Here is a 26541-nt window from a genome sequence, read left to right on the forward strand (position 1 = left end):
TGCCGGGTCGTGCCCGGTGCAGTGACGGTAGACGGCCTGCTTCGTCGCGATAAGATGGCGACTGCTGACTACCTTGTATAGATCCGCTAACCAATGTCCGTCGATCTCAATGCCCTCGCGGTGTTCCAGCGGGTAGCCGACTGCAGCAGCTTCACCGCGGCGGCCCAGCAACTGGGCGTGACCCGATCGGCCGTCAGCCAGACCATCGCCCGGTTGGAACAGTCGCTCGGTGTCGCTCTGGTGCTGCGCACCACCCGCAGCGTCAACCTCACCGATGCCGGCCAGGCGCTGCTTGCGGCGGTCAGACCCGCCCTGGCTGAACTGGACAGCGCCGTGGAGTCCACGCTACGTCGCGGCAGCACCCTCAAGGGCCAGCTGCGCCTGGCCGTGTCCTCCATTGCCGAGCATTTCCTGGCCGGTCCCCTGCTGGCCAGCTTCGCCGCCCGGCACCCGGAGCTGCAGCTGGACATCACGGTGACCGATGAGGAGTTCGACATCGTCGAGGCGGGTTTCGACGCGGGCGTGCGTCTGGGCGAGGTGATCGCCCAGGACATGGTGGCGATTCCGGTGTCCGGCCGGCAGCGGCAGGTGGTGGTGTGCACTCCGCGGTATGGGCAGCAGCACGGCATGCCCAGGCACCCGCGCGAGCTGCCCGGGCACCGTTGCATCGGCTGGCGCGCCGCACCACGCAAGGCGCCCTATCGCTGGGAATTCGAAGAGCACGGACGCGAGTTCAGCGTCGATGTGCAGCCGGAGATCACCAGCAATGACATGGCCACGATGACCCGCCTGGCATTGGCGGACGCCGGGCTGGCCTTCGGCATGGAGGACACATGGCGCCCGTGGCTGCAGCGTGGGGAACTGGTCAGCGTGCTGGAGCCGTACTGCCCGTGGTTCGCAGGGTTCTTCCTGTATTACCCCAGCCGGCGCCAGGCCGAGCCGAAGCTGCGGGCACTGATCGAGCATCTGCTGGAACAGCGCACCGCATGACGCCGGGCAGGCCCCGCTTCACGCCGCCGGCGCGGCCACCTTCTCCAGGATCCGCTTGCCGCTGATCTCAAGCGCGGCATCTTCCTGCTCCTGCTGCTGCCGCGCCAGCTTCGCGCCAGGGCACTGCGCCAGCATGTAATTGGCGTCGAAGTTGAGCTTCTCCACCAGGAAGTCGACGAATGCGCGCACCTTCGGCGAGACCAGGCGGCCGCCGGCAAAGACCGCGTTGAAATCCACCTCCGGACCTGTCCACCCGGCAAGCACGCGACGGACCATGCCTGACTCGACGAACGGCTTGGCCATCACATCGCCGGTCAGCAGCAGGCCTTCACCGCACACCAGCGCGCCGTTGAGCGCGGACATGTCGTTGGCCGTCATCAGCGGCGTCACCGGGAAGTCACGCAGTTCCCCTCCGTTCTCGCCCAGCTGCCAGGTAAAGCGCGGTGAATTGCCAGTGTGGTAGGGCTTGCGCATGGCCAGGATGCGATGGAACTGAAGCTCTTCCGGGTGCAGTGGTTCGCCGTAGCGCTCGATGTAGGCTGGGCTGGCGAACACCTGCGTGCGCAGGCTGCCGAGCTTGCGTGCGACCAGGTTTGAATCGGGCAGGGCGCCGACGCGCAGGGCCAGATCGGCTTCACCGGCGATCAGGTCGAGCTTCTCGTTGCCCATGTGCATGTCCAGGCGGATTTCCGGGTACTGCGCATGGAACTGGCCCAGCAACGGCGCGATCCAGGTGATGCCGATGGAGTAGGGCACAGTGAAACGCAGCCAGCCGCGTGGGCCGGACTGCAACTGGCTGACCGCGCTCTCGGCTTCTTCCAGCTCGCGCGCGATGCGCTGGCAGTGCTCGTGGTAGATCGAGCCCGCCTCGGTCAGGCCAAGACGGCGCGTGGTCCGGTGCAGCAGGCGCGCGCCCAGCCGTGTCTCCAGCTCCTGCACCTTGCGGCTGACAGTGGTCTTGGGCAGGCCGAGCGCTTTGGCAGCTGCGATGAAGCTGCCCTGCTCGACCACTTTGACGAAGATCAGCGTTTCATTGAGATCGTGGGACATGGTCGGGAGTCCTGGACGTCGGGGGTGGGACAATCGTGACAGATCGATTGGACCGGGAACGGGATGATTATTCCCCTTAATCAGGACTAATCAAGTAAAGGTTTGAGGTCTATCGTGGCGCCATTCGTGAAATGGAGTCCCCCCGCCATGAGCCTGCGCAACATTCTTGCCCGTTTCCGGCATGCCGGCCAGAACGCCCTGGATCTGGCGATGACCGTTGAGATCCGCCCGAGTTCCTTGGTGCACAAGGATTTCCGTGAGTTTACCGCGCCCATGCGGCAGCAGCGTGGCGGTGCCATCCGCTTGGCGCCGCAGAAGAGCGATCGACTGCGCCGAATCGGGACTATCCCGGATTTGGGAGGAAATGTCCCGTGAATGGGATTCTGATGCCCGAAGTCCTGGTCCTCGGCGGAACCGGTGCGGTCGGCCAGGGCGTGGTCGGTGCGCTGCTGGAAGCCGGCAGCCCGGTGCTGGTGGTCGGCCGCGATCCAGGACGGCTGGCGTCGCTGGAAGCGCAGTTCGCCGATGAGCCCGGCCTGCAGACCATGCTCGGTTCACTGGCAGACGACGGTTCGGCGCAGGTCCTGGCCGAGCGCGTCGCGCAACGCCCTCGGCCGTTGGCGGCGGTGATCGCGGCCATGGGCGGTCCTTACAACCGTGGCCGGGTGATGGACCGCAAGGGCGACGAACTGCTCGGCGCACTGCAGGCCGACCTGATGCCCCATGTGCATGCGGTACGCCACCTGCTGCCGCTGCTGCGTGACAACGTGCATGCGCGGCGCTACGTGATGATCGGCAGCCCTGCCGGTCTCAAGCCCTGGGCCGGCTACGGCGAGACCTCGATCACCACCGCCGCCCTGCGCATGTACGCGCAGGTGGTGCACCAGGAAGCACAGGCGGTCGGTGTCCGTGCGCAGATGCTGGAGGTGTGCAGCCCGGTGTGTACACCGGCCAACGCCGCCAACGCCTGCATCGAGTGGCCGAGCTCGCTGCTGGTCGGCCGGCGCGTGGTGTCGCTGCTTGATGGCTGCCGCGACAACCGCGCCATCGTTCGCTGCGACAGCAGCGATGCGGAACTGCCGCGGGGCCTGCTGCGACTGGAAGTTCCACCACCGTGGCGCGACGCCGTCGGTGTCGCTTGACCTTGACCTTGGTTGAGGTTGCAGCATACGCCGCACTTTCTGATAGCCATTCTCATTAGCTGTACCACCCCTCCGTACGGATGCATGCCATGACTTCCCCCAAAACCACCCCACATCGTTTCGGCCATCGCATTGCGATGGTCGGCGTGTCGATCCTCGCCGCGGCGGTGCTCGCTGCCTGCAGTGGCGGCCATGCCGAAGAAGCCGGTGCACCGCCCCCGCCGCAGGTCAGCGCAGCCCCGGTGCTGGTCAAGCAGATCAGCCAATGGGACGAGTTCAGCGGCCGCATCGAGGCGGTGCAGAGCGTTGAACTGCGTCCACGCGTGTCCGGCTACATCGACAAGGTCAACTACGTCGAAGGCCAGGAAGTGAAGAAGGGCGATGTGCTCTTCACCATCGACGCGCGCAGCTACCAGGCCGAGTACGATCGCGCCGCCGCTGAACTGGCCCGCGCCCGCACCCAGGCAACCCTGGCCCGCAGTGAATCGGAGCGGGCCAAGCGCCTGGCCGAGCAGCAGGCGATCTCCACCGAGACCGCCGAGCAGCGTCGCGCTGCGGCAGACCAGTCCGGCGCAGCCGTGCAGGCCGCGCAGGCGGCACTGGATGCTGCCCGGCTCAACCTGGAGTTCACCAAGGTGCGTGCGCCGATCGACGGCCGTGCCGGCCGCGCGATGGTCACCGCGGGCAACCTGGTCACCGCCGGCGACAGCGCCAGCGTGCTGACCACGCTGGTCTCGCTGGACACCGTGTTCGTCTACTTCGATGCCGACGAAAGCACTTTCCTGCGTTACGCGCAGATGGCACGCAAGGGCGAGCGCCCGAGCGAGCGCGACAGCGACCTGCCGGTGAAGGTTGGCCTGTCGGGTGAAGAAGGCTACCCGCACGCGGGCAAGGTCGACTTCCTCGACAACCAGGTTGCACGCAGCACCGGCACCATCCGCGTGCGTGCGCTGCTGGACAATGCCGACCGGCAGTTCACCCCGGGGCTGTTCGCCCGTGTGCAGCTGCTGGGCAGTGGCCAGTTCCAGGCGATGCTGATCGACGACAAGGCTGTGCTGACCGACCAGGACCGCAAGTACGTGTACGTGGTCGACAAGGATGGCAAGGCCCAGCGCCGCGACATCCGCCTTGGCCGCACGGCGGAAGGCCTGCGCATCGTCGAGCAGGGCCTGTCCGCAGGCGACAAGGTCATCATCGATGGCGTGCAGAAGGTCTTCATGCCGGGCATGCCGGTGCAGGCCAAGGCGGTGGCGATGCAGCCGGCTGCGGCCGCCGCACCAGGCCGTGATGCCACTGCTGCGCTGAACCGCTGATCCGCCGTCGCCTGATCCGAGTTTCCGCTTAGCTGCCGGCGCCAGCGGCGGCCTTCCCTGCCTTCGTCATATCGGCGAGGGGCAGGGGGGCTGTTGCCCGCCGGCGGCATTTCCCAGGAATTCCTCCATGGACTTTTCCCGTTTCTTCATCGACAGGCCGATCTTCGCGGCGGTACTGTCGATCGTGATCTTCGCCGCAGGCCTGATCACGATTCCGATCCTGCCGATCAGCGAGTACCCGGAAGTGGTGCCGCCGTCGGTGGTGGTGCGCACGGTCTATCCGGGCGCCAATCCCAAGGTCATCGCCGAAACCGTCGCCACGCCGCTTGAAGAGGCGATCAACGGCGTCGAGGGCATGATGTACCTCAAGTCGGTCGCCGGTTCCGACGGCGTGCTGCAGATGACCGTCACCTTCCGCCCGGGCACTGATCCGGACGCGGCGGCGGTGAAGGTGCAGAACCGTGTGGCGCAGGCGCAGGCCCGCCTGCCCGAGGACGTGCGCCGGCAGGGCGTGACCACGCAGAAGCAGTCGCCCACCTTCCTGATGGTCGTGCATCTGACGTCGCCCAATGGCAAGTACGACACCCTGTACCTGCGCAACTACGCCCGCCTGCACGTCAAGGACGCGCTGGCACGCATTCCCGGCGTGGGCGACGCGCAGATCTTCGGTGGTGGTGACTACGCCATGCGCGCATGGCTGGACCCGGACAAGGTTGCTTCGCGCGGCCTGACGGCCAGCGACGTGGTGCGTGCCATGCGTGAGCAGAACGTGCAGGTCTCTGCGGGTCAGCTCGGCGCCGAGCCGCTGCCGAACAGCCAGTTCCTGACCCTGATCAATGCCCAGGGCCGCCTGCGCAGCGAGCAGGAGTTCGGCGACATCGTGCTCAAGAGCGGTGTCGACGGCGAGATCGTGCGACTGTCCGACGTTGCCCGCCTGGAACTGGGCGCTGGCGACTACACCCTGCGCTCGCAGCTCGACGGCAAGAATGCGGTGGGTATCGGCATCTTCCAGTCGCCCGGTGCGAATGCACTGGAGATCCGCGACAAGGTCATCGCCACGATGGACGAGATGCAGAAGACCATGCCCGCCGACGTGAAGTACGAAGCGGTGTACGACACCACCATCTTCGTGCGTGATTCGATCAAGGCGGTGGTCTCGACCCTGCTTGAAGCGATCGCCCTGGTGGTGCTGGTGGTGATCCTGTTCCTGCAGACCTGGCGCGCGTCGATCATTCCGCTGATCGCGGTTCCGGTGTCGGTGGTCGGTACCTTCGCAGCGCTGTACGTACTGGGCTTCTCGATCAACACGCTGAGCCTGTTCGGCCTGGTGCTGGCGATCGGCATCGTGGTCGACGACGCGATCGTGGTGGTGGAGAACGTTGAACGCAACATCGAAGAAGGTCTGTCGCCGACCGCAGCCGCCCACCAGGCCATGCGTGAGGTGTCCGGCCCGATCGTTGCGATCGCACTGGTGCTGTGCGCGGTGTTCGTGCCGATGGCGTTCCTGTCGGGCGTCACCGGTCAGTTCTACAAGCAGTTCGCTGTCACCATCGCCATTTCCACGGTGATCTCGGCGATCAACTCGCTGACCCTGTCGCCGGCCCTGGCCGCCCGCCTGCTGAAGGCCCATGGCGCTCCGAAGGATGGTCCGAGCCGTCTGATCGATCGCCTGTTCGGCTGGGTGTTCCGCCCGTTCAACCGCTTCTTCAAGTCCAGCTCGGAGAAGTACGAGCGCGGCGTGGCGCGCATCCTTGGCCGCCGCGGCGCTGTGTTCGTGGTCTACGCGATCCTGCTGGTCGGTACCGGTGTGATCTTCAAGCTGGTGCCGCCGGGCTTCATCCCGACCCAGGACAAGCTGTACCTGATCGCGGGCGTGAAGCTGCCGGAAGGTTCGTCGATCGCACGTACCGATGAAATGCTGCGCAAGGTCGCCAAGATCGCCCAGGAAACCGACGGCGTGGCGCATACCATTTCGTTCCCGGGCCTGAACGCGCTGCAGTTCACCAACACCCCGAACACCGGTGTGGCGTTCATTCCGCTCAAGCCGTTCAACGAGCGTCATGGCCGGACCGCGGCGGAGATCAACGCCGAGATCAACCAGAAGATCGCAGGCCTGCAGGAGGGCTTCGCGTTCGCGATGATGCCGCCGCCGATCCTGGGCCTGGGCAACGGCAATGGCTACCAGATGTTCATCGAGGACCGCGGCAACCTGGGTTACGGCGCGCTGCAGAATGCCGTGCAGGCGATGCAGGGGACCGTTGCACAGACTCCGGGCATGGCCTTCCCGATCAGCAGCTACCAGGCCAACGTGCCGCAGCTGGATGCGGAAGTGGACCGTGTGAAAGCGAAGGCGCAGGGCGTGCAGCTGACCGAGCTGTTCGACACGCTGCAGACCTACCTGGGTTCGGCGTACGTCAACGACTTCAACCAGTTCGGCCGCACCTGGCAGGTGATCGCCCAGGCGGACGGCCCGTTCCGTGAGAGCGTCGAGGACATCGCCAAGCTGCGCACCCGCAACGACCGCGGCGAGATGGTGCCGATCGGTTCGATGGTGACCATCAAGCAGACGTTCGGCCCGGACCCGGTGCTGCGTTTCAACGGCTACCCGGCAGCGGACCTGGCCGGCGAAGCCGACCCGCGCCTGCTGTCCTCGGCGGAAGCGATGAACAAGCTGACCGAGATCGCCGGGCAGGTGCTGCCGGTCGGCATGGCCACCGAATGGACCGACCTGAGCTACCAGCAGGCCACCCAGGGCAAGGCCGCGTTCATCGTGTTCCCGGTGGCGATCATGCTGGCCTTCCTCGTGCTGGCCGCGCTGTACGAGAGCTGGTCGCTGCCGCTGGCGGTGATCCTGATCGTGCCGATGACCCTGCTGTCGGCTCTGTTCGGCGTATGGCTGACCGGCGGCGACAACAACGTGTTCGTGCAGGTGGGCCTGGTGGTGCTGATGGGCCTGGCATGCAAGAACGCGATCCTGATCGTCGAGTTCGCCCGTGAGCTGGAGATGGGCGGCAAGGGCATCGTCGAGGCCGCGCTGGAAGCCTGCCGCCTGCGCCTGCGCCCGATCGTGATGACCTCCATCGCGTTCATCGCCGGCACCGTGCCGCTGGTGCTTTCGCACGGTGCGGGTGCCGAGGTGCGTTCGGTGACCGGTATCACGGTGTTCGCCGGCATGCTGGGCGTGACCCTGTTCGGCCTGTTCCTGACCCCGGTGTTCTACGTTGCCCTGCGCAAGTTCGTCACCCGCAACGGCGGTGGCCAGCTGGTGCAGCACGGCGAGCCCACCATTCATCACTGATACGGAACCCCGTCGCCGCCGGTCGATGACCGGCGTTGGCTTATCCCTCCAAAGGCATGAATCCATGAACACCCATCAGAACAAGATCGCGCTGGTTACCGGCGCTACCCGTGGCATCGGTGCCGAGACCGTGCGCCAGCTGGCGAAGGAAGGCGTGCACACGCTGCTGGCCGGCCGCAAGCGTGAGACGGCGGTGGAGCAGGCACTGAAGCTGCAGGCGGAAGGCCTGCCGGTGGAAGCGCTGCAGCTGGACGTTACCGACGCTGCGAGCATCGCCGACGCGGTCGAGCAGGTGCGCCAGCGTCACGGCCGGCTGGACATCCTGGTCAACAACGCCGGCATCATGATCGAGAACCCGGCACAGGCACCGTCGGAGCAGTCGCTGGATACGTGGCGTCGCACCTTCGACACCAATGTATATGCACTGGTGGCGGTGACCCAGGCGTTCCTGCCGCTGCTGAAGCAGGCCAAGGCCGGGCGCATCGTCAACGTGTCCAGCATCCTCGGCTCGCAGACCCTGCACGCCGACCCGGGTTCGGGCATCTATGACTTCAAGATTCCGGCCTACAACGCCTCCAAGGCGGCGGTGAACAGCTGGACGCTGGCCCTGGCATACGAGCTCCGCAGCTCGCCGATCAAGGTGAACACCGTGCACCCGGGCTACGTCAAGACCGACATGAATGGTGGCCACGGCGAGATCGAGATCGCCGAAGGTGCGCGTTCCAGCGTGCAGATGGCGCTGATCGGCCCTGAAGGCCCGAGTGGCAGCTTCACCTATCTGGGCGAGGTGCTGCCATGGTGATCCGCACCCTGGCGGTGGCCGTTTCCAGCCTCGTGCTGGCCGGCTGTGTCACCGTCGGTCCCAATTACAAGGCGCCCCAGCAGGAGCCTGTCGTCCTGCAGGGCGCGGAGCAGCCGGTGTTCAGCACCACATCGCCCGTTGCCAGCTGGTGGGCGCAGTTCGATGACCCGGTGCTGGAAGAGCTGGTGCACGGCGCACTGTCGAGCAATCTTGACCTGCGCGTGGCCGTGGCGCGTGTCAGCCAGGCGCGGGCGGTGTTCGTCGAAAGCCGCTTCGACCAGGCACCGCACGTGACCGCAGGCGGCAGTTACGACCGCCGCAAGCAACCCGATCCGCAGCTGGGTGGGCAGCGGGTGTTCAGTGAAAGCTACCAGCTCGGGTTCGATGCGGGCTGGGAGCTGGATCTGTTCGGCCGCAAGCGCCGTGCTGCCGAAGCGGCACGCGCCGATCTGGGGGCCGAGCAGGCCAACCTGGCCGATGCGCAGGTACTGGTTGCCGCCGAAGTGGCACGCAACTACTTCGAGCTGCGCGGCACGCAGAAGCGCATCGCCGTGGCCCAGCACACACTGGTCAATCTGCGTGATACGCAGAAGCTGACCGAGGCGCGCTGGGAACTCGGTGCCGGCAGCGAGCTGGATGTGCAGAGCAGCCGTGCCCGGCTGAAGGCGATCGAGGCCGATATTCCCCTGCTGGAAGTGGCCGAGACGCAGTCCCGCAATCGCCTGGCGGTGCTGCTGGGCCAGCGCCCGGAAGTACTGGCCGACATGCTCGCGCCGCATGAGGTGCCGGCGTTCGCCAAGCCGTTGCCGCTGGGCGATACCCGCGAACTGCTGCGCCAGCGTGCCGACGTGCGTGCGGCCGAGCGGCGGCTGGCAGCCGCCACGGCACGGGTGGGGGTGGCAACGGCCGATCTGTTCCCGCGGTTGTCGCTTTCCGGTTTCGTCGGCTTCCTCGGCGGCGACGCCAATGGCCTGGTCAACGGTAGCAACAAGGCCTGGTCGCTGACGCCGTCGTTGAGCTGGGCAGCCTTCGATTTCGGAACCGTGCGCGCACGTCTGCGTGCCAGCAAGGCCGAGGCCGAGGGCGTTGCCGCGCAGTACGAGCAGACGGTGCTGCTGGCACTGGAAGACACCGAGAACGCGCTGACACGCTACTCCAAGCAGCAGGCACGGCTGGCGATCGTGGTGGAGCAGGCGCAGGCCGCACGACGAGCCGAGTCGCTGGCGCAGATCCGCTATCGCGAGGGCTCGGAAGACTTCCTGACCCTGCTCGACGCGCAGCGCACCCAGCTGGCCGCCGATGATGCACTGGCGGCCGCCGAGGCGGAGGTCAACGTCAGCGTAGTCGGCGTATACAAGGCGCTGGGTGGTTGGGGCCAGTCCCCGCAGGCGCCGAGCGTGGCACAGGTGAATTGACCGGACGGGGACGGAGGCAGTGGCCTCCGTCCTCGTTTCCGGTCAGGGCCACCGATGGGCGGGCGCCTGCCGCCCTGCCATGCCGTCCTCCACACTTTGCGAACTCAGGCAGGGCAGCGCGGCGTGAGCCGTGGACACCGTCACATTCATGACGCTTCTGACTCTCCCGGAAGCGCCTTCTGCCGTGTAACAAGTGGGGCGGGCCATCAGAGGACAGGCGATGACGGACGGCAAGCGGGATACCCAACGAATGTTGTTCGGCGATCCGGGACCACCCGGTGCAGGACTGTCCGTCGCGGTGGTCGTTCTGCTGGTGCTGGCGATGCTGGCCGCGGCCATCGGCTTCGTACGGCTGCCGGACTCCATGCTGGGCCTGGGCCTGATCGGCGTGGCCGTGCTGCTGGCCATCGGCGCTCGCATCTGCCAGGCGCGCGATCAGCACCAGGCGCTGTATCGCCTGTTGGCGCGGCAGCCGCCGCGGTGAACGCGGCGGCAATCCGACTCAGGGCCGGGGCCAGTCCAGCTCGACCACCAGCGGGAAGTGATCCGAGGGCAGCACGCCGTCGATGCGCCGGTCATCGGTCAGGAAGCTGCGCGCACGGAAGCCTCTCACCAGTACCCAGTCCAGCTGCGTGGTGGCCTTGCCGGTGAAATCATGGAAGGTCAGGCGCGGCCCCTGGGGAGACGCCACCTGGGTGCGTGCGTCCTGCAGAACGCGGGTGAGCGTCGCGTAGGTTCCGCCCCCGGGTTCACTGTTGAAGTCGCCCGTCAGCACCACCGGCAGATCCGGCGGCAGCGTCGCCACCCGCCTGCCGATCAGCTCGGCTCCCTTGACCCGGCGCGGTTCGTCTTCGTCGCGATAGGGCAGGTGGGTGTCCATGAAGTAGAAGCGGCGGCCATCGTCAAGGCGACGGAACAGGGCCCAGGTCACCATGCGCGGGTACAGGTTGCCCCAGGTGATGCTGCCGGCGACCTCCGGTGTATCGGACAGCCAGAAGTTGCCTGATTCCTCCACGGCCAGCACCCGCGTGTCGTAGAACACGCCCATGTGCTCATCGCCGCTGCCACCGCGCCGTCCTTCACCGAACCACGCGTAGCCGGGCAGGTGGCCGGCGAGATAGTCGGCCTGTTCCTGTACCAGCTCCTGGGTGCCGATGACGGCCGGGCGGGCATCCAGGATGACCTTGACCATCGCATCGCGGCGATCCGGCCAGCGCTTGCCTGGCGCGGTGTCGGCCGGGGTGCGGACATTGAAGGACATCACCTTCAGCGGCGCAGGGGCCGCCGCCCAGGCGATGGCGGGAAGAGCGAAGGCCAGCAGCGCACACAGCGCAGGGCGACGGAAACGCGACAGCATCGTGGAATCCCTCCATTCCATGTAAACGATTCCATGAAGGATGGCACGGATTGGCAGGGGAGGGTATGCCGGGATGGGTCATTGGCGTGGCGGCTGCACGGGGGCCCGCTCAGTCTTCGATCTCGCCGCGTCGCGCGGCCGCGCGCACGGCCTGCGCCGTCGTCGCAACGCCCAGGCGCTGGCGCGCGCGGCGCAGGTGGTTCTCCACGGTGCGCGCGGACAACCCCAGCGTGGCGGCGATCTCCGCCTGGCGCCGGCCGGCTGCGACCCAACGCAGAACCTCGCGTTCCCGCGTGCTCAGTTCGCCCAGGGGGCGTTCAGCCGGTGCTTCGGCCAGCCGGCGGGCGGCGCGGAATGCTGCTGTGCCGGCAGACTCCAGCAGCAGCCGGGCAGGCGCGGAAGCGTCGATGATCGTTCCGGCGAAACTGATTGCCCCTTCCAGCCCCGTGGTTCCGAACACGGGTACCTGCAGGCCATGCAGGCCGTCGCCGCGGGGCTGCCTGACCACCTGGTAGCGGGCCCCCCTTGCGCCGTCGCGCTTGCTCCAGAAGAACGGGGCATCGCTGTCGAGCACGTGGCGGTTGACCGGGCAGGCATGCAGGTAGCGGGCAAGATCGGTCTCACGCCCTTCGCCCAGCCAGTCGCCCTCGATCCAGTACACGCGGTGTGCGCCGCGTTCCAGCCCGGTGCCGGCCGCAAACACCAGCACGCGATCGTAGCCGAGGGGCGCGGCGATCGAGCGAAGCAGCGCGCCGATCCCGGCGATCGAACGCGCCTGCTCCAGTTCCAGCAGCATCGGCACCAGCGCGGCCACGGTGTTCAGCGACCTGCCAGCGCGTCCAGCAGGGTGCGTGCGGCCAACTGGCCGAGTGCATTGCCGGCCAACGGACTATCGCCTGTCAGCAGCAGGCGATCCTGCAGCACGCTGCCGTCAATACCCTCGTTGACGATCTGCACGCCCTGCTGCGCGAGCTTTTCACCGAAGAACCACGGCAGTTGCCCGGGCATGTAGCCGATGTCCGGCGTCTGCCGGTCCATCGCATCGGGGAAGGCGCAGATGCGGTAGCCACGGAACAGCGAATCACCGCCCGCTTCATCGATCCCGGCAGCCAACAGCGCTGCAGGGCCGTGGCAGAGCGTGATGATGTAGCGCTGCTGTGCCATCGCCCAGTGCAGCGCCTTGCTGACCGCGCGGCTCTCCGGCAGGCCGATCAGTGCACCATGCCCGCCCGGAATGAAGATGGCTGCATAGTCCGACGCCGCGTCCAGCGAGGCCACGATGTCGTCCAGCACCTTCGGCTGGCGGAACCGCGCCTGGTAACGTTCGTACAGACCGCCGATGTCGCGGTCCTCGCCGGGGAACGCCCACCATTCGAACTTCACGGCGTTGCCGGACAGGGTTGCCACATCGAAGTCGAAGCCGGCCTTGTCCAGGTGATACATCGGCAACAGCGTTTCGACCGGGTGATTGCCGGTGGAGAACAGGTGGCCGTTGGCGGTCGGCAGGTAGCGCTCATCGGCGCCGATCATCAGTATCTTCCAGCGGCCATCCCGGCGTGCGTCGGCATAGTCCGCGCCGGACAGATTGCTGGTGGGTGACGTGAACTGCGAGAGCGACCAGGGCGAGGGAAAGAAGGCATCGCGCTCGGCCGGATCGGGACGGGGTTGGCGGCTGAGGTCCTGGGTGTTCATGTGGCTGGCCTGCTGTCGGGGAGGTGCGGCCAGCATAGGAGGCACTGTGCGTACGTGCGATGAGGGATTTCCCGCAACGCCTGACCCGCCGTCTCCGCCGGTGGCGGAACGGCGATCAGCCTGCGCTATTCATCGCGCCGGTCGTGTGCCTGCATGTCTTCATGCAGGATGCGCCTGAGCTCGACGATGGCGGGCGTGGCTTCCTGCACGCTGTGACCGGACACGATCACCTTCTCCGATTCGGCGCCCGGCAGGTGCGAACTCCAGTACGGCACCAGTCCGTCGCTGGTCTGCTCCAGCGGTCCGTCGGCTTTGGCGCGCGCGATGATGGAGTGGTAGCGCACGCTCGGAGACATCGGCAGATCGGCGACGGCCTTGACGAAGGGGTCATCCTTGTCGAGATTCTGGATGCTGTTCATCTGGTAGCCGTGCTTGCCGTCGTCGCGATCGACGTGGCCGTCGTTGGCGATCGTCGCCACGTCCTCCAGCACGGTCAGTGGCAGCCGTACCAGACGGCCGATCCAGCGCCCGAGGCGGGTACCGGCGACGTCGGTGCCGCGATGCGGTGTGGCAATGAATACCACCCGTGAAATCTCCGGTTCCGGCTTGAACGTGAGCACCGGCGCGCCGCGGGTGCGCAGCAGCTCGCGCTGTGCTGGCGTCATCTGCGCGGTTGCCAGCAGGGTCTCGACCAGATGGTCGCCGGACGAAGACACCATCAGCCGCGAGATCACTCCGCCCATGCTGTGCCCGACCAGCACCATGTCATGCGAGGCCGCGGCCTTTCCGGTGGGATCGAAGTGCTGCAGCACATCGGCCAGCATGTGGCGGATCGCATCGTGGCTCATCGCGATGGGCATGTTGGTCGGGTAGTAGAACTGCCACACCTGGAAGTCCCGGCGGATCTCATCGTCGCGCATCAGCTCGTTGGCGACGTTGACCCATGCCTCCGGGCTGCTTGCCAGGCCGTGGATCATCAACAGCACGCGGCGCTTCGGGTCGTAGGGCTGCATCATGTACAGATGCGGCGTATCGATGCCGCCCTTGCTGCCGAACAGCGAGCGCAGCGATTGCCGGCTGAAGTTGGAGCGTGCGAGCCACAGCGCGTAGCCTGCCGTGAAGTTGGCCGCCAGTGGCACCTGCTGGCCATGCAGGGTGACTTCCGAAACCTGGTAGGGATCGTGGATCTCCACCTCCGGCTCGTCGTCGTGCAGCACTTCCCACAGGTTGTTGCCGGAGAACCGCAGCAGCACCGACATCGATGGCGAAGGCATTTCGCTCCAGCTGCGTTGTACGGACGCGGCGGCGCTGGCCGCGCCAGCAGGCGTGTCCACGTCGCTGCCGGGATCATCCATCACCGCCACCAGCTCGGCGCCGAAGCCATCCCGGCGATGCACGCTGCGCAGGGTGCCGGTGAACGAGAGCGCTGCGGCGGGAACCAGCTCCCTCGGCGTACGCTCGTCCAAGGGCGAGCCGTCGTCCGATGGGGCCAGCACAAAGGTCCATCGTCCCAGCTGGAAGCGGCTGGTGTCGCTGTGCACCCGGCCGGTAGCGTAGGCCTCGAACAGTTGCACGGAGGCTTCCTGCACGGCCAGGTTGTAGTAGTCCCGCACCTGCGTCTGGCGATCCTCGAAACCCCGCTGGTTGGCGGTGCGCTCGGTGAAGAACAGATAGGCGTAGGCCTGCCGCGCAACCTGCATCCACGCATCCAGACGCGGCTGGAAGCCGGCGTCCAGTTCGGTGACCACGGCCTTGGCGCGGCCTTCGGCGGAGTACTCGCGCTTGGGGGCGGGCAGGGTCAATGCGTACTGCAGCCAGAGTTCGGCCAGGGCCGAGCGCTTGTCTTCCTCGCGCACGACGATGCTGGCCTCCATTGCATCGATGCAGGGCGGACCGGGCCTGGCGCAGACACCCTCGTCCAGACCGGCCACGCGCAGGGTTTCCAGGGTGGCCGAGCTGAGCTTGCCGGTGGTGAGGATGTCACCGCGCTTGAGCGCGATGTACTGGCCGGGGGTAACCGAGGCGACCTGCACCGAGGGCCCGAACTGGCGCAGGGTGGCGCAGCCGCTCAGCGCCAGCAGCAGGGTGAAGACGAGAGCCGTGCGGCCGACGATGCCCATTCCCGTGGTTGCCATACGATCCTCCTGCGCGGTCGCGCCACTCTAGCGGGAGGCATGTCAAGGCGGAAGCGGCGTGCGCCGGTTCCTTCAGCGGCCGGTCGTCAATCGTCCAGATCGCTGTTGCGGATTGCCAGGACCACTGCAGCAGTACATGCCAGCACACCGAGCAGGAAGCCGATGGCCATGCCGTCGAACCAGTTCATGGGTTTCGTGCCGGGAGTGTGGGAGAAGGTGGCCTGTGGATCTGACCGGCGGGCAACGCATGGCGCAGCGGCTGTGGCGGGCCGCTGCGCCCGGGCCTCAGTTGCTGGCCTCCCTGACAGCTTCTGCGGCGTCGATGATGCCCGGACCGCAACCCCCCGGGCAGTTGGCCGCCGCGATCGGATGGGCGGTGCGGCGCAGGATGTCCTTGACCTGGCTGGTGGTCTTCGGCACCGGTGCCACCGCCTGCATCAGCGCGACGACGCCGGCCACGTGCGGTGCCGCCATCGAGGTGCCGGACATGAAGTCAAAGGCATTGTTGCCCACCGTGGACAGAACGCCCTGCGCCGGATGCTGGCGGGTCGGTGCGCAGTTGGTCGAGTTCGGCGGTGTGGCCAGGGGCAGGAACTCGCCCACCGAGGCGCGGCACGACCACGTCTCGCCACCGGGCGCGGTGATATGGATGCCTGCGCCGTAGTTGGAGTAGAACGCGCGGCGCCCGCCCTGGTCGTTCGCGGCTACCGCGATCACGCCGTTGCAGTTCGCCGGTGCGAACTCGGACACATCGAGGTTGCTGTTGCCCGCCGCGACCACCACGAGGGTGCCGGTGGCCGTGATGTCGTCGATCGCATCCTGCTCGGCCGGCGAGCAGGGCCGACGGCCGCCCAGGCTGAGATTGATGACCTCGGCCGGATTGGCATTGGCGGGAACACCCGGCACAGCGATGCCAGCGCTCCAGAGCATGCCGTCGATGATGTCATCCGAGCCGCCATTGCCCTGGTTGCCCAGCACGCGTACCGGTACGACCTTCGCGTTGTAGGCCACGCCTGCCACGCCGATCTGGTTGTTGGTTACCGCCGCGACGGTTCCCGCAACGTGGGTGCCGTGCGCGATGCCCGAGGCATCGAAGGCATCCGCATCGCGGCCATCCCCATCGTCGGAACCGCCACAACCGGGATTCAGCCCGCCCAGGATGCACTGCAGATTGCTGAACGGCCGGGTGGAGGAAATCATGTCGTAACCTGGCAGCAGGTTCGGCTGCAGGTCGTTGTTGTCGAGATAGCCCGAATCGATCACCGCCACCACGACCCCTTGGCCGGTGGAGCGATCCCATGCCGCCGGCACGCGTGCGCCACTGACGGGATTGCTGTAGTGCCACTGTTCGGCGTAACGCGGATCGTTGGGCGTGGCGAACGCACTCATCATGAAGTTCGGCTGCACGTATTCGACGTCCGGGTCGTCGGCGATGCGCTGCATCAGGATCTCGGCCTCCGGACGATCCAGTGCCTTGTCTGTCCTGATCACATCGGCGCCGCCACCCATGCGGCGCTGATGCGCCACCGCCGCAGCCTGCGCCGCACCCACCGAGCGCTTGCTGCGCTGCTGCACGCCCAGGCGCTGTTTCAGCGCATCCTGGGCGGTGTCGGCAGAGACGCGTTTGCGGCTGCCATCGCGGTACTTGACGATGAAACTGCTGTACTGCTGGTTGTTGTCCATGCCCCGTGTCCACACCCGTTCGGTGGATTGGGCGAAGGCAGGGGCACTGGCCAGGACCAGGGTGATGGCACTGGCAAGGGAAACCCGAAGCGACGTACGCATGAATACAGTTCCTTTGTGAAAGGTGCGATGAGCCGGTCGTGCCCTGGGGGCTCGACTCGAGATGAAGGGGGTATGTCCGTGCGGTCTCCTTTCTGATGGCGACCTTGAACGAACGGCTTCGCAGACCGTTCTCCCCCAGTGCGGGGGTAGGAAATTTCTGAACCGATTTACCGATGTCGAGATCGACACGCGCGGCGAGCGGTGTATACCGCAGGCAATAAAAAAGCCCGGAGATCCCCTTCTGGCGGGAATGTCCGGGCTTCTCCGGTCCTTGAAGGACCGCTCGTTGGTGGAGGTGGGCGGAATTGAACCGCCGTCCGAAGGCACTCCATCCCCAGCACTACATGCTTAGCTCGCCGTTGAATCTCGTCCCCGAACAGCACGGCGTGCAAAGCGCATCCGGGAACCAGCCTGTTGTGTTCTAGTGCCGGACTGACAGGCAGCCGTCCAGCGCGATTCCATGATAGTGACTCTACACCGCGAGCATGGACACAAGCGGTTTCGAGGCTTAGGCCTTAAGCGGCCAGAGCGTAGTTGTCGTCGTTGGCAACTAGAGTTTTGCAGCTGGATTTACGAGGAAAGCTACCCCCTCGGCATGCGCCAGGCGACTTCACAACCCCCGTCGAAACCAATGCACCCCCGGTTTCTACAGTGCTGCAAGGTACAGGGCCGATTCCGTGTCACCACGGGCAGGGCCTGCCCAACGGTTGTCATGCTACGGCAAAACAGCTGAACAGTCACCTCGCGCGGCCGGTCAATCCGCAACATGTTGTACTGCCTGTGTCATAGCGGATTGCTAACGTCTCCGGCACGGATTTGCGACACACTGGTCGTGACCATCCAGGGCAGGACAGAAACGGGAGACTGTGGGTGACCGACGCGATGCAACAGCGCAGCCTGCGCCAGCTGGTGGGCCCGGTCGGGGCCGACTATCAGCGACGGGCGTTGCCTCCCGGTTGGGTCTGGGCGCTGCTGGCGGTGCTGCTGGCGGCGACCTGGCTGACCGAACTGCCGGCCACCGCAGCGGTGGCGCTGGTCGCCAGCGCAGTGGTGGTGCATTGGCCGCAGCGTGGGCGCACCCATTGGCTGGGCTGGCGGCTGCCGGCGCTGGCGGTACTGGCGGCGTTGCTGTGGGGGCCGGACGTGCTGGCGCAGTGGTTCGAGCACGGCCTGGCGCTGACCTTGATGACATTGGCCAGCCTCAGCATCGGCGTTCACGTGTGGCAGTCGCGGCAGCTGGCGCGCCAGCTGCAGGGTGCAGCCGATGCGCTCGACGATACGCAGCTGCTGGCCCTGCTGCCGGCCGATGCAGCCCAGCTCGCCCAGCAGTGGCGGGCGGGCGATGACCGCCACGCGCCTGAACTGGCGGTAGTGATGCACCTGGCCGTGATGCACGCGGCCCTGGCGCCGCGCGCGCGCGGGCAGGGCATGCTGGCTGGTTGATGGCCCGGGCCGCCGGGCATCGCCCGGCGCCACAAGGCGGCGGGGCCTGCCTCAGGCGTCGCGGTTGCCGCGCCGCATCACCCGCTGCTTCTCGATCGCCCAGTCGCGATCCTTGGCCGCATCGCGCTTGTCGTGGTTCTGCTTGCCCTTGGCCAGCGCGATCTCGAGCTTGATCTTGTTCTTGCTCCAGTACATCGCGGTCGGCACGATCGTATAGCCATCACGCTCGACCTTGCCGATCAGCTTGTCGATCTCGTTCCGGTGCAGCAGCAGCTTGCGCTCGCGCCGATCCTCGGCCACCACGTGGGTGGAGGCCTGGATCAACGGAGTGATCTGTGCGCCGATCAGGTAGATCTCGCCACGCTTCACGTAAGCGTAGGCGTCGATGATGTTGCCGCGCCCCGCCCGGATCGACTTGACCTCCCAGCCCTGCAGGGCGAGCCCGGCCTCGAAGCGCTCTTCGATGTGGTACTCGTGGCGGGCACGCTTGTTCAGCGCGATGGTTTTGTTGGCCGTCGCGCTCTTTGCTTTATCCTTGCCGCTGTTCTTGCTCATTTCCGTATTGTCTCCGATTCGGGCCCGCCCGGTCGATTGCCGAAACGTCCCGTATACATGCCTACTATCCGCCGCAGCGCCCTGGTCGAACATTCGGCCGCGCGCATGTTCGACCTGGTCAACGACGTCCAGGCTTATCCGCGCCGCTTCCGCTGGTGCTCCGATGCCCGCATCCTGGAGCAGGGCGAGGACCGGCTGGTGGCGCGTCTGGACCTGGGCCTGGGTTCGTTCAGTACCTGGTTCCAGACCGAGAACACCCTGCAGCGCCCGCACAGCATCGACATGCAGCTGCGCGACGGTCCCTTCAAGCAGCTTCATGGCCGTTGGGAATTCCACGCGCTGGCCGAAGACGCCTGCAAGGTGACGCTGACCCTGGAATTCGAACCCAGCTCACGGCTGCTGGGCCCGGCGCTGGCGATCGGCTTCCAGGGTCTGGCCGATCGCATGGTCAACGATTTCGTCCGGGTCGCCGACGAGGACTGAGCGATGATCGAGGTCGAGGTGGTGCTTGCCTGGCCGCAGCGGGTGCTGTCACGCCGGTTGCAGCTGGAAGAGGGCGCCACGGTTGCCGATGCGATCGCCGCTGCCGCTCTTGAGGGCAGTGCCGGCTGCCCGGCTGCCGCCGTGCATGGTGTGCTGGCCCGCCCGCAGCAGGCACTGCTGGATGGGGACCGGGTCGAACTGCTGCGCCCGCTGCAGGCCGATCCCAAGGACAACCGCCGGCGTCGCGCGCTCGGCGGTTGAGGGCCAGGGCCCGTCCGTCGGAACGGGCCGGCGGCCTCAGCGGCCCTTCTTCTTCTTGTCCTTCGGCAGGTTGCGGCCGAACTGGCGGACGGTCTGCTGGGCCAGCGCCTTGTCGTTGGCCGGGAAATAGTCACCCTCCCAGCGCGTCACGGCGTCGTTCTCGAAATACACGGTGAAGTTCTTCACTTCCGTGCGGCCGAGACGGTCGACCCGCTGGCTGGAGGTGTAGTCCCAGCGCTGGGCATGGAACGGGTCCGGCACGGAGGGCGTGCCCAGCAGCGCGTTCACCTGCTGCTTGCTTTGCCCGACCTGCAGCTTGGCCACGGCATCTTCCCGGATCAGGTTGCCCTGATAGATGGGTTGCTTGTAGATGATGCCGCACCCGGTGGTGGACAGGGCGACGGCGGCGACCAACAGGAGATTGCGCATCGGGACTGGCGGTTGGGGAAATCGAACCGATGATACACTCCCGGCGTGCCACCGCGACCCAATCCGAGGCAGCTGGCGCTAAATCGCCAATGAACGGAGACCTATGGAAACCCACGACCTGCGTAAAGTCGGCCTGAAGGTAACCCATCCACGGATGCGGATCCTGGCGCTGCTCGAGCAGCGCACTGCCCAGCACCACATGACCGCCGAAGACATCTACCGCCAGCTGCTGGAGCATGGTGACGAGATCGGCCTGGCCACGGTGTACCGGGTACTGACCCAGTTCGAGGCTGCCGGCCTTGTGCTCAAGCACAATTTCGAAGGCGGCCAGGCCGTCTATGAACTGGACCGCGGCGGCCATCACGATCACATGGTCGATGTGGACAGCGGCAAGATCATCGAGTTCGAAAGTACCGAGATCGAGGAACTGCAGCGCAAGATCGCGGCCGATCACGGCTATGAGCTGGAAGAACACTCGCTGGTGCTGTACGTGCGCAAGAAGCGCAGATAGGCACCCCCTGCGTGCCGGTTGCGACGAGACCCCGGGCTGGCCCCGGGGTTTTTCGTCAGCGCGGCGGAGTCACCGCCGGGTGCGATGGCGGCATCAGCATCCGCAGATCCACGGCCTCGGCCATGGCCCGGTTGCCGGCATCGCCCGGATGCAGATGGTCGCCTGAATCGTAGGCGGCGGCCATCCGTGAGGGATCGGCGGGGTCGCGCAGCACTGCATCCAGGTCGATCACCGCATCGAATGGGCTGTCCTGCCGCAGCCAGGCATTGAGCTGCTGGCGCAGTGCGTCCTTGTCCGGCTGGTAGTAGTCGTCCAGCGGGGTGCCGGGCAGGGCACCGGCGAACGGCGGCAGGGTTGCGCCGACAATGCGCAGTCCATGGCGATGGGCCTGTCCGGCCAGGCTGCGATAGCCGGCCTGCAGTTCGGCGAGCCCGGGCCGGTCCTGGCCGCGCGCGAACGCTGTGCCCGGCCAGCTGATGTCGTTGATGCCGATCAGCACGATCACACTGGCGACACCGGGCTGGTCGAGGACATCGCGCGGGAAGCGGGCCAGGGCGGATTCCCCCATGCCGTCGCGCAGCAGGCGTCCGCCGGAGATGCCGGCGTTGACCACTGCGATTCCCTGCGGTGCCAGCCGTGCGGCGAGATGGTCGGTCCAGCGCTGGTCCTGGTCGAGGCTGGCCGTTGCGCCATCGGTGATCGAGTCGCCGATCACCACCACGCTGCGCGCGCGTGCTGCGGTTTCGACGTCGATGCCGGACAGCAGCAGGCGGGCCGTGGTGCTGCGGGCCCCGTCCAGGTCCGCAGCCAGGCTCTGGTCACCCGGCGCGATCCAACTGGTCTGCCGGCCCTCCCAGTGGAACGTCCGCAGCGGCGTGGACTGTGGCAGATGGATGCTGACCTGCAGCGACTGCAGGTTGCGCGTGGGCAGCGGCAGCGCGTCGCTGAGCCGGTCCTGGCCAGGCGCGATCAGCACGCCGGGCTGGCCATCGAAGGTCAGCGCCTGCGGCACCTCGCCCGGATGTGCCGCCAGGGTGGCCCGGCCCACCCGCAGTGGCTGTGTCCCGTAGGCGTTGCTCAAGCGGACACGCAGGCGCGAGCCGCCCAGGCTGATGCGGACGGTCTGGCGGAAGGTCTGGTCGGCCAGCTCTGCGGGGATCAGCGTCGGAAACAGGAAGTCTGCCTGCCAAACCGGTTGTGGACTGGCTTGCCAGCTGGCCACCCAGTGCCGGGGAGGGGCGGCCGTGGCGCTGGCTGCTGCGGACAGGGTGAGCAGGGCAGCGGTAGTCAACGTGCTCAGGCGGTTCATCGGAAGGGTCCGTCGGAAGGAGGGGCCATGGTGTCCCTGCTGCTTTCTGTGAACTAGACTGCGCCTGGATAATCATCTGTGAACTGGATTCATCACCATGCCGCGACCCGACATCAATCGCTCCGGCGAGCTGGAAGTGTTCGTGAGGGTGATCGAAACCGGCGGATTCTCTGCGGCGGCCCGCAGCCTGGACATGACGCCCTCGGCGGTCAGCAAGCTGGTGGCGCGGCTGGAGCAGCGGCTGGGCACGCGCCTGCTGCAGCGATCCACCCGCCAGCTGCAGCTGACCCCGGAGGGCTGCGCCTTCTACGAGCGCGGGCTGCGCGTGCTTGCTGACCTGGAAGAGGCCGAGCGCTGTGCGAGCGCGCATGCCGAACCGCGCGGGCGGCTGCGGGTGAATGCCAACGTGCCCTTCGGCCAGCATTTCCTGCTGCCGTTGCTGCCCATGTTCCTGCAGCAGCACCCGCAGGTGGGGGTGGATCTGACCCTGACCGATGAAGTGATCGATCTGCTCGAGCAGCGCACCGATGTGGCCGTGCGGGCCGGTCCGCTGAAGAGTTCCAGCCTGGTGGCACGACGGTTGGGGGCGACGCGGATGATGATCGTGGCCTCACCCGGCTATGCGCAGCGACACGGTCTGCCTGGCAACGTCGACGACCTGCAGACGCACAACCGGCTGGACATCGGCCATGCGCGGGCGATGCAGGGGTGGCCGCTGCTGCAGGGCGGCCAGGTGCTGCGCGTGCCCACCAGCGGCAATGCGCGCGCCAGCAACGGCGATGCCCTGCGGCAGCTGGTGCTGGGAGGGCTCGGGCTGGCCCGGCTGGCCGCGTTCCAGGTCAGGGACGACATAGCGGCCGGGCGGCTGCTGCCGGTGCTGGAAGAGGCCAATCCCGGCGATCTGGAAGAGGTGCACGCGGTATTCCTGGGGCAGGGTGGCTATCTGCCGCTGCGGGTGCGTGCGTTCCTGGATTTCCTGGTGGAAAAGGTGGATCTGGCGCGGCCGCTGGGGTGAACCTGCGGTGGGACGGACCGGGCGTCGCTCGGCGCCGCCGGCGTCAGACCTGCAGCAGCTTGCGGGCGGCGGCGCGCGCTTCCTTGCTCACTTCGACGCCACCGAGCATGCGTGCCAGTTCTTCCTCGCGTGCCTTGAGGTCCAGCTTCTCCACCGCACTCTGGGTCATGCCTTCCACCGGTGCCTTGCTGACCCGGTAGTGGGCATGGCCCTTGGACGCGACCTGCGGCAGGTGGGTCACGCACAGCACCTGGCGCTTCTCGCCAAGGGCGCGCAGTTTCTGGCCGACGATGTCGGCCACCGCGCCACCGATGCCCGAGTCGACTTCGTCGAACACCATGGTCGGCACGGCGTCCAGGTCGAGCGCGGCCACTTCGATTGCCAGCGAGATGCGCGACAGTTCGCCACCCGAGGCCACCTTGCGCAGGGCGCGTGGTGGTTGACCGGCGTTGGCCGCGACCAGGAACTCCACGCGTTCGGCGCCCTGCGGGTCGGGCTTGCCGCCGTCCTGGGGTTCCAGCTCGATCAGGAACTGGCCACCGCCCATGCCCAGCTCGGCAATGATGCCGGTGGTGGTGGTCGACAGCGCGGCCGCCGCACTGCGCCGGCTTGCGCTCAGTGCTTCGGCCTGCACCCGCCAGGCGGCCGCGGCCTTGTCGATCTCGCCGGCCAGGCGCTGCAGCCGCTCGTCGGCGCCGCGCAGCTGCTCCACTTCGGCATGCATGCGCTCGCGCTGCGCGCCCAGTTCGTCCATCGGCACGCGATGCTTGCGCGCAAGGTCGTGCAGGCGGCCGAGACGGCGCTCGTTCTCCTCGAACTGCTCGGGGTCGGCATCCAGGTCGTCGTGCACGCGGTCGAGCAGGGACAGGGCTTCGTGCAGCTGGATCGACGCGTTTTCGATCAGGCTGTCCACCTCGCCCAGGCGCGGGTCGTGTTCGATCAGCCGGGCCAGTTCGTGCCGCACCTGCTGCAGCTGATCCAGCGCCGAGCTGCCCTCGTCGCCGTTGAGCTGGTTGCTGGCGGCCTGGCAGGCGGTCAGCAGCGCGCTGGCATGGGCCTGGCGCCGATGGCTGGCGCCCAGCGCGAGGATCGATTCGGGCTCCAGATCCTCACGGTCCAGTTCGCGCAGCTGATGCTCGAGGAAACCGATACGGTCACTGACGTCGCCCTGTTGCGACAGCGCCAGGGATTCATCGACCAGTGCCTGCCAGGCGGCTGCGGCGCGGCGGACCTGACGGCGCTCTTCCTCGTTGCCGGCATAGGCATCGAGCAGGGCCAGCTGGGAAGGACGCGCCAGCAGGGCCTGCTGTTCATGCTGGCCGTGGATTTCCACCAGCAGCGCGGCCAGTTCGCCCAGCTGGGCGAGGGTGACCGGGCGGCCGTTGATCCAGGCCCGCGAACCGCCGTCGGCGCGGATCACGCGGCGCAGCTGGCACTGGTCCTCATCGTCCAGCTCGTTGTCGGCCAGCCACTGGCGTGCGGCCTGCAGATGCTCCAGCGCGAACTCGGCCGACAGCTCGGCACGGGCGGCACCGTGGCGGACCACGCCACTGTCGGCGCGCAGGCCGGACAGGAAGCCCAGCGCGTCGACCATCAGCGACTTGCCGGCGCCGGTCTCGCCTGAAACCACGGTCATGCCAGGCCCGAATTCAAGTTCGGTAGCGCGGACGACGGCGAAATCCTTGATCGATAGGTGTCTGAGCATGGGTCTGGGGGTATCTGAGCCGCGCAACGCTAGCACGCGCACGCGGGCGGTCCAATGGCTTGCCAAGGTGATCCGGCGCCATTATCTAGTCTCCGTGTCTCACAGGTTGATTCCATGCACGGTTCCGCCGACCAACTCGCCCCGCGCGCGCGCCATCTGCTGCGCACGCTGATCGCGCGCCACATCCAGGATGGTGAGCCCGTGGGCTCGCAGACGCTGGCGCGCGTGGCCGGGCTGGAAGTCAGCCCGGCCACCATCCGCAACATCCTCGGCGACCTGGAGGACCTGGGCCTGCTGGCGTCGCCGCATACCTCCGCCGGGCGGATCCCGACCGCGCATGGCTACCGGGTGTTTGTCGACAGCCTGCTGCAGATGCAGCCGCCGGGCGAGGGCGAGCTGGCCCGCTTGCGCCAGGAACTGGCCGGTGGCGGCAGCACCCAGGCCCTGCTCGGCAGTGCCTCCGAGCTGCTGTCGGCGATGAGCCACTTCGTCGGCGTGGTCAGCGCGCCGCGGCGCGAGCAGTTCGCCTTCCGCCAGATCGATTTCGTGGCGCTGGACGGCCGCCGGGTGCTGGCGATCCTGGTGTTCGCCGACAACGAGGTCCAGAACCGGGTGATCGAAACCCGCCAGGACTTCGCGCCGGGCCAGCTGGAGCAGGTCGCCAATTACCTCAACGCCCATTTCGCCGGGCTGCCGCTGGCGGAGATCCGGGCGCGCCTGCTGCTGGAGCTGCGCGATGCCCGCTCCGAGCTGGAGCAGCTGCTGGCGCACAGCATCGAACTGGCCGAGCAGGCCCTGCAGCCCGCGGCCGACGACATGCTGGTGGCGGGCCAGACGCGCCTGATGGGGGTCCAGGACCTGTCCGACCTGGAGCGCCTGCGTGAACTGTTCGAGCTGTTTTCCAGCAAGCGCGAGATCCTGCAGCTGCTGGAGCGGACCATCCAGGCCCCGGGCGTGCGCATCTTCATCGGCGAAGAGACCGGGATGATGCCGCTGCAGGGCGTTTCGCTGGTGACCGCCCCGTATGCGGCCAACGGGCAGGTGCTGGGCGTGCTGGGGGTGATCGGGCCGAAGCGGATGGCCTACGACCGCATGATCCCGCTGGTACAGGCCACCGCCGACGTGCTGGGGGCGGCCTTTTCACCGACCGGACGCGGATCCGGTGCCGCGGACGCTTGAAACGCAGCATCCCGCCCACACTAGGGTGGGTGGAGGCGGGGAGTGACCGCCAGGGACCCAGACATGAACCACGAACATCCAGATTTCGAATCCCAGCAGAGCGCCGCCGACGCGGCCGCCGCAGCAGGCGTCAATGACGAAGTGGAGCGCCTGCGCGCGGAAGTCGAGCAGGTCAGGGCCGATGCGCTGCGTGAGCGCGCCGACCTGGAGAACCAGCGCAAGCGCGTGGCCCGCGACATCGAGCAGGCCCGCAAGTTCGCCAACGAGAAGCTGCTGGGCGAACTGCTGCCCGTGTTCGACAGCCTGGATGCCGGCCTGAAGGCCGCCGGCGACGACCCGCACCCGCTGCGCGAGGGCCTGGAGCTGACCTACAAGCAGCTGCTGAAGGTCGCCGCCGACAACGGCCTGGTCCTGATTGACCCGACCGGCCAGCCGTTCAACCCGGAGCACCACCAGGCGATCAGCCAGGTGCCGGCCCCTGACGCCGCCCCGGGCAGCGTGGTGACCGTGTTCCAGAAGGGCTATCTGCTCAACGAGCGCCTGCTGCGGCCGGCGCTGGTGGTGGTGGCCGCCGACTGAGCGGTCGATCCGGGAGCGGCCGCCGGGCATGGCCCGGCGCTACCCCCGGATCGTCATCGCCGGGCAATGCCCGGCGAACCTTGAACGGCTGAA

At 67.2% G+C, this 26541-nt stretch carries 25 protein-coding genes and 1 other RNA gene; 15 read left to right on the forward strand and 11 right to left on the reverse strand.

Annotation, left to right across the window (positions count from 1 at the left end; translation table 11 throughout):
• The first annotated feature begins 93 nt into the window (after positions 1 to 93).
• A complete protein-coding gene (locus ACZK08_RS07640) occupies positions 94 to 990 on the forward strand; it encodes a LysR family transcriptional regulator (protein ID WP_065181296.1) in 897 nt (298 codons plus the stop codon).
• Positions 991 to 1008: 18 nt separating this feature from the next.
• On the opposite strand, the gene ACZK08_RS07645 is transcribed toward ACZK08_RS07640, so the two are convergent.
• Positions 1009 to 2040, reverse strand: coding sequence for a LysR family transcriptional regulator (locus ACZK08_RS07645; RefSeq protein ID WP_065174970.1), 1032 nt, complete (start codon positions 2038 to 2040; stop codon positions 1009 to 1011).
• Between the two features lie 147 nt (positions 2041 to 2187).
• On the opposite strand from ACZK08_RS07645, the gene ACZK08_RS07650 reads away from it, so the two are divergent.
• From ACZK08_RS07650 to ACZK08_RS07680, 7 genes are all read left to right on the forward strand, one after another.
• Positions 2188 to 2415 carry a hypothetical protein gene (locus ACZK08_RS07650; RefSeq protein ID WP_053517540.1) on the forward strand — a complete coding sequence of 76 codons (228 nt, stop codon included), beginning with the start codon at positions 2188 to 2190 and terminating at the stop codon, positions 2413 to 2415.
• Positions 2412 to 3182 carry an SDR family NAD(P)-dependent oxidoreductase gene (locus ACZK08_RS07655; RefSeq protein WP_053517454.1) on the forward strand — a complete coding sequence of 257 codons (771 nt, stop codon included), beginning with the start codon at positions 2412 to 2414 and terminating at the stop codon, positions 3180 to 3182. Before ACZK08_RS07650 ends, ACZK08_RS07655 begins: the two co-directional genes overlap by 4 nt.
• Positions 3183 to 3271: 89 nt before the next feature.
• Positions 3272 to 4495 (forward strand): efflux RND transporter periplasmic adaptor subunit, encoded by a 1224-nt coding sequence (locus ACZK08_RS07660; protein WP_065181297.1) that lies wholly within the window; start codon positions 3272 to 3274, stop codon positions 4493 to 4495.
• Between the two features lie 127 nt (positions 4496 to 4622).
• Complete coding sequence (locus ACZK08_RS07665) at positions 4623 to 7793, forward strand: efflux RND transporter permease subunit (RefSeq protein WP_053517457.1); 3171 nt, start codon at positions 4623 to 4625, stop codon at positions 7791 to 7793.
• A 64-nt stretch (positions 7794 to 7857) separates the two neighbouring features.
• Positions 7858 to 8595, forward strand: a complete 738-nt coding sequence (locus ACZK08_RS07670) for an SDR family oxidoreductase (protein ID WP_053517458.1) — start codon at positions 7858 to 7860, stop codon at positions 8593 to 8595.
• Complete coding sequence (locus ACZK08_RS07675; protein ID WP_065174973.1) at positions 8589 to 10010, forward strand: efflux transporter outer membrane subunit; 1422 nt, start codon at positions 8589 to 8591, stop codon at positions 10008 to 10010. The genes ACZK08_RS07670 and ACZK08_RS07675 overlap by 7 nt, the downstream gene beginning before the upstream one ends.
• 220 nt (positions 10011 to 10230) lie before the next feature.
• Positions 10231 to 10494, forward strand: coding sequence for a hypothetical protein (locus tag ACZK08_RS07680; RefSeq protein ID WP_053517461.1), 264 nt, complete (start codon positions 10231 to 10233; stop codon positions 10492 to 10494).
• An 18-nt stretch (positions 10495 to 10512) separates the two neighbouring features.
• On the opposite strand, the gene ACZK08_RS07685 is transcribed toward ACZK08_RS07680, so the two are convergent.
• From ACZK08_RS07685 to ssrA, 6 genes are all read right to left on the reverse strand, one after another.
• Entirely contained in the window at positions 10513 to 11367 is an 855-nt protein-coding gene (locus ACZK08_RS07685) for an endonuclease/exonuclease/phosphatase family protein (RefSeq protein ID WP_065181299.1), read from the reverse strand.
• 109 nt (positions 11368 to 11476) lie between these two features.
• Positions 11477 to 12181: a PA1136 family autoinducer-binding transcriptional regulator gene (locus tag ACZK08_RS07690; protein ID WP_065181300.1), complete on the reverse strand. Its 705-nt coding sequence runs from the start codon at positions 12179 to 12181 to the stop codon at positions 11477 to 11479.
• Positions 12182 to 12186: 5 nt separating this feature from the next.
• Positions 12187 to 13059: a glyoxalase III HchA gene (gene hchA, locus ACZK08_RS07695; protein WP_065175070.1), complete on the reverse strand. Its 873-nt coding sequence runs from the start codon at positions 13057 to 13059 to the stop codon at positions 12187 to 12189.
• A gap of 125 nt (positions 13060 to 13184) precedes the next feature.
• Positions 13185 to 15194 (reverse strand): esterase/lipase family protein, encoded by a 2010-nt coding sequence (locus ACZK08_RS07700; protein WP_065181301.1) that lies wholly within the window; start codon positions 15192 to 15194, stop codon positions 13185 to 13187.
• 285 nt (positions 15195 to 15479) lie between these two features.
• Positions 15480 to 16979, reverse strand: a complete 1500-nt coding sequence (locus ACZK08_RS07705; RefSeq protein ID WP_227255201.1) for a S8 family serine peptidase — start codon at positions 16977 to 16979, stop codon at positions 15480 to 15482.
• Between the two features lie 287 nt (positions 16980 to 17266).
• Positions 17267 to 17620: a transfer-messenger RNA gene (gene ssrA, locus ACZK08_RS07710) on the reverse strand.
• Between the two features lie 229 nt (positions 17621 to 17849).
• On the opposite strand from ssrA, the gene ACZK08_RS07715 reads away from it, so the two are divergent.
• On the forward strand, positions 17850 to 18422 hold the full coding sequence (locus tag ACZK08_RS07715; RefSeq protein WP_053519702.1) for a hypothetical protein: 573 nt from the start codon (positions 17850 to 17852) through the stop codon (positions 18420 to 18422).
• A 51-nt stretch (positions 18423 to 18473) separates the two neighbouring features.
• Here ACZK08_RS07715 and smpB read toward each other — a convergent pair whose 3' ends face one another.
• Positions 18474 to 18977, reverse strand: coding sequence for an SsrA-binding protein SmpB (smpB, locus tag ACZK08_RS07720; RefSeq protein WP_019661238.1), 504 nt, complete (start codon positions 18975 to 18977; stop codon positions 18474 to 18476).
• A gap of 57 nt (positions 18978 to 19034) precedes the next feature.
• Here smpB and ACZK08_RS07725 point away from each other — a divergent pair, with 57 nt between their 5' ends.
• Both ACZK08_RS07725 and ACZK08_RS07730 read left to right on the forward strand, forming a co-directional pair.
• The gene (locus tag ACZK08_RS07725) at positions 19035 to 19460 is read left to right on the forward strand and encodes a type II toxin-antitoxin system RatA family toxin (protein WP_053519703.1); all 426 of its coding nucleotides are present in this window, start codon (positions 19035 to 19037) and stop codon (positions 19458 to 19460) included.
• Positions 19461 to 19463: 3 nt separating this feature from the next.
• Complete coding sequence (locus ACZK08_RS07730) at positions 19464 to 19721, forward strand: RnfH family protein (RefSeq protein WP_053519704.1); 258 nt, start codon at positions 19464 to 19466, stop codon at positions 19719 to 19721.
• Positions 19722 to 19757: 36 nt separating this feature from the next.
• Here ACZK08_RS07730 and ACZK08_RS07735 read toward each other — a convergent pair whose 3' ends face one another.
• Positions 19758 to 20150, reverse strand: coding sequence for an outer membrane protein assembly factor BamE (locus ACZK08_RS07735; protein WP_053519705.1), 393 nt, complete (start codon positions 20148 to 20150; stop codon positions 19758 to 19760).
• A 103-nt stretch (positions 20151 to 20253) separates the two neighbouring features.
• On the opposite strand from ACZK08_RS07735, the gene fur reads away from it, so the two are divergent.
• Positions 20254 to 20661 carry a ferric iron uptake transcriptional regulator gene (gene fur / locus ACZK08_RS07740; protein WP_053519706.1) on the forward strand — a complete coding sequence of 136 codons (408 nt, stop codon included), beginning with the start codon at positions 20254 to 20256 and terminating at the stop codon, positions 20659 to 20661.
• Between the two features lie 55 nt (positions 20662 to 20716).
• Here the strand turns inward: fur and ACZK08_RS07745 are convergent, their stop codons facing one another.
• Entirely contained in the window at positions 20717 to 21970 is a 1254-nt protein-coding gene (locus ACZK08_RS07745; RefSeq protein WP_065181302.1) for an SGNH/GDSL hydrolase family protein, read from the reverse strand.
• A gap of 97 nt (positions 21971 to 22067) precedes the next feature.
• On the opposite strand from ACZK08_RS07745, the gene ACZK08_RS07750 reads away from it, so the two are divergent.
• Complete coding sequence (locus ACZK08_RS07750; protein WP_065181303.1) at positions 22068 to 22985, forward strand: LysR family transcriptional regulator; 918 nt, start codon at positions 22068 to 22070, stop codon at positions 22983 to 22985.
• Between the two features lie 43 nt (positions 22986 to 23028).
• Here ACZK08_RS07750 and recN read toward each other — a convergent pair whose 3' ends face one another.
• Positions 23029 to 24690, reverse strand: a complete 1662-nt coding sequence (recN, locus tag ACZK08_RS07755) for a DNA repair protein RecN (RefSeq protein ID WP_065175026.1) — start codon at positions 24688 to 24690, stop codon at positions 23029 to 23031.
• Positions 24691 to 24804: 114 nt separating this feature from the next.
• Between recN and hrcA the strand changes: the two genes are divergently transcribed.
• A complete protein-coding gene (gene hrcA, locus ACZK08_RS07760) occupies positions 24805 to 25869 on the forward strand; it encodes a heat-inducible transcriptional repressor HrcA (protein WP_053519710.1) in 1065 nt (354 codons plus the stop codon).
• Positions 25870 to 25932: 63 nt separating this feature from the next.
• Positions 25933 to 26448: a nucleotide exchange factor GrpE gene (grpE, locus tag ACZK08_RS07765; RefSeq protein WP_053519711.1), complete on the forward strand. Its 516-nt coding sequence runs from the start codon at positions 25933 to 25935 to the stop codon at positions 26446 to 26448.
• The last annotated feature ends 93 nt before the right edge of the window (positions 26449 to 26541 follow it).

Source organism: Stenotrophomonas sp. 112478_Sma, from assembly GCF_056479905.1.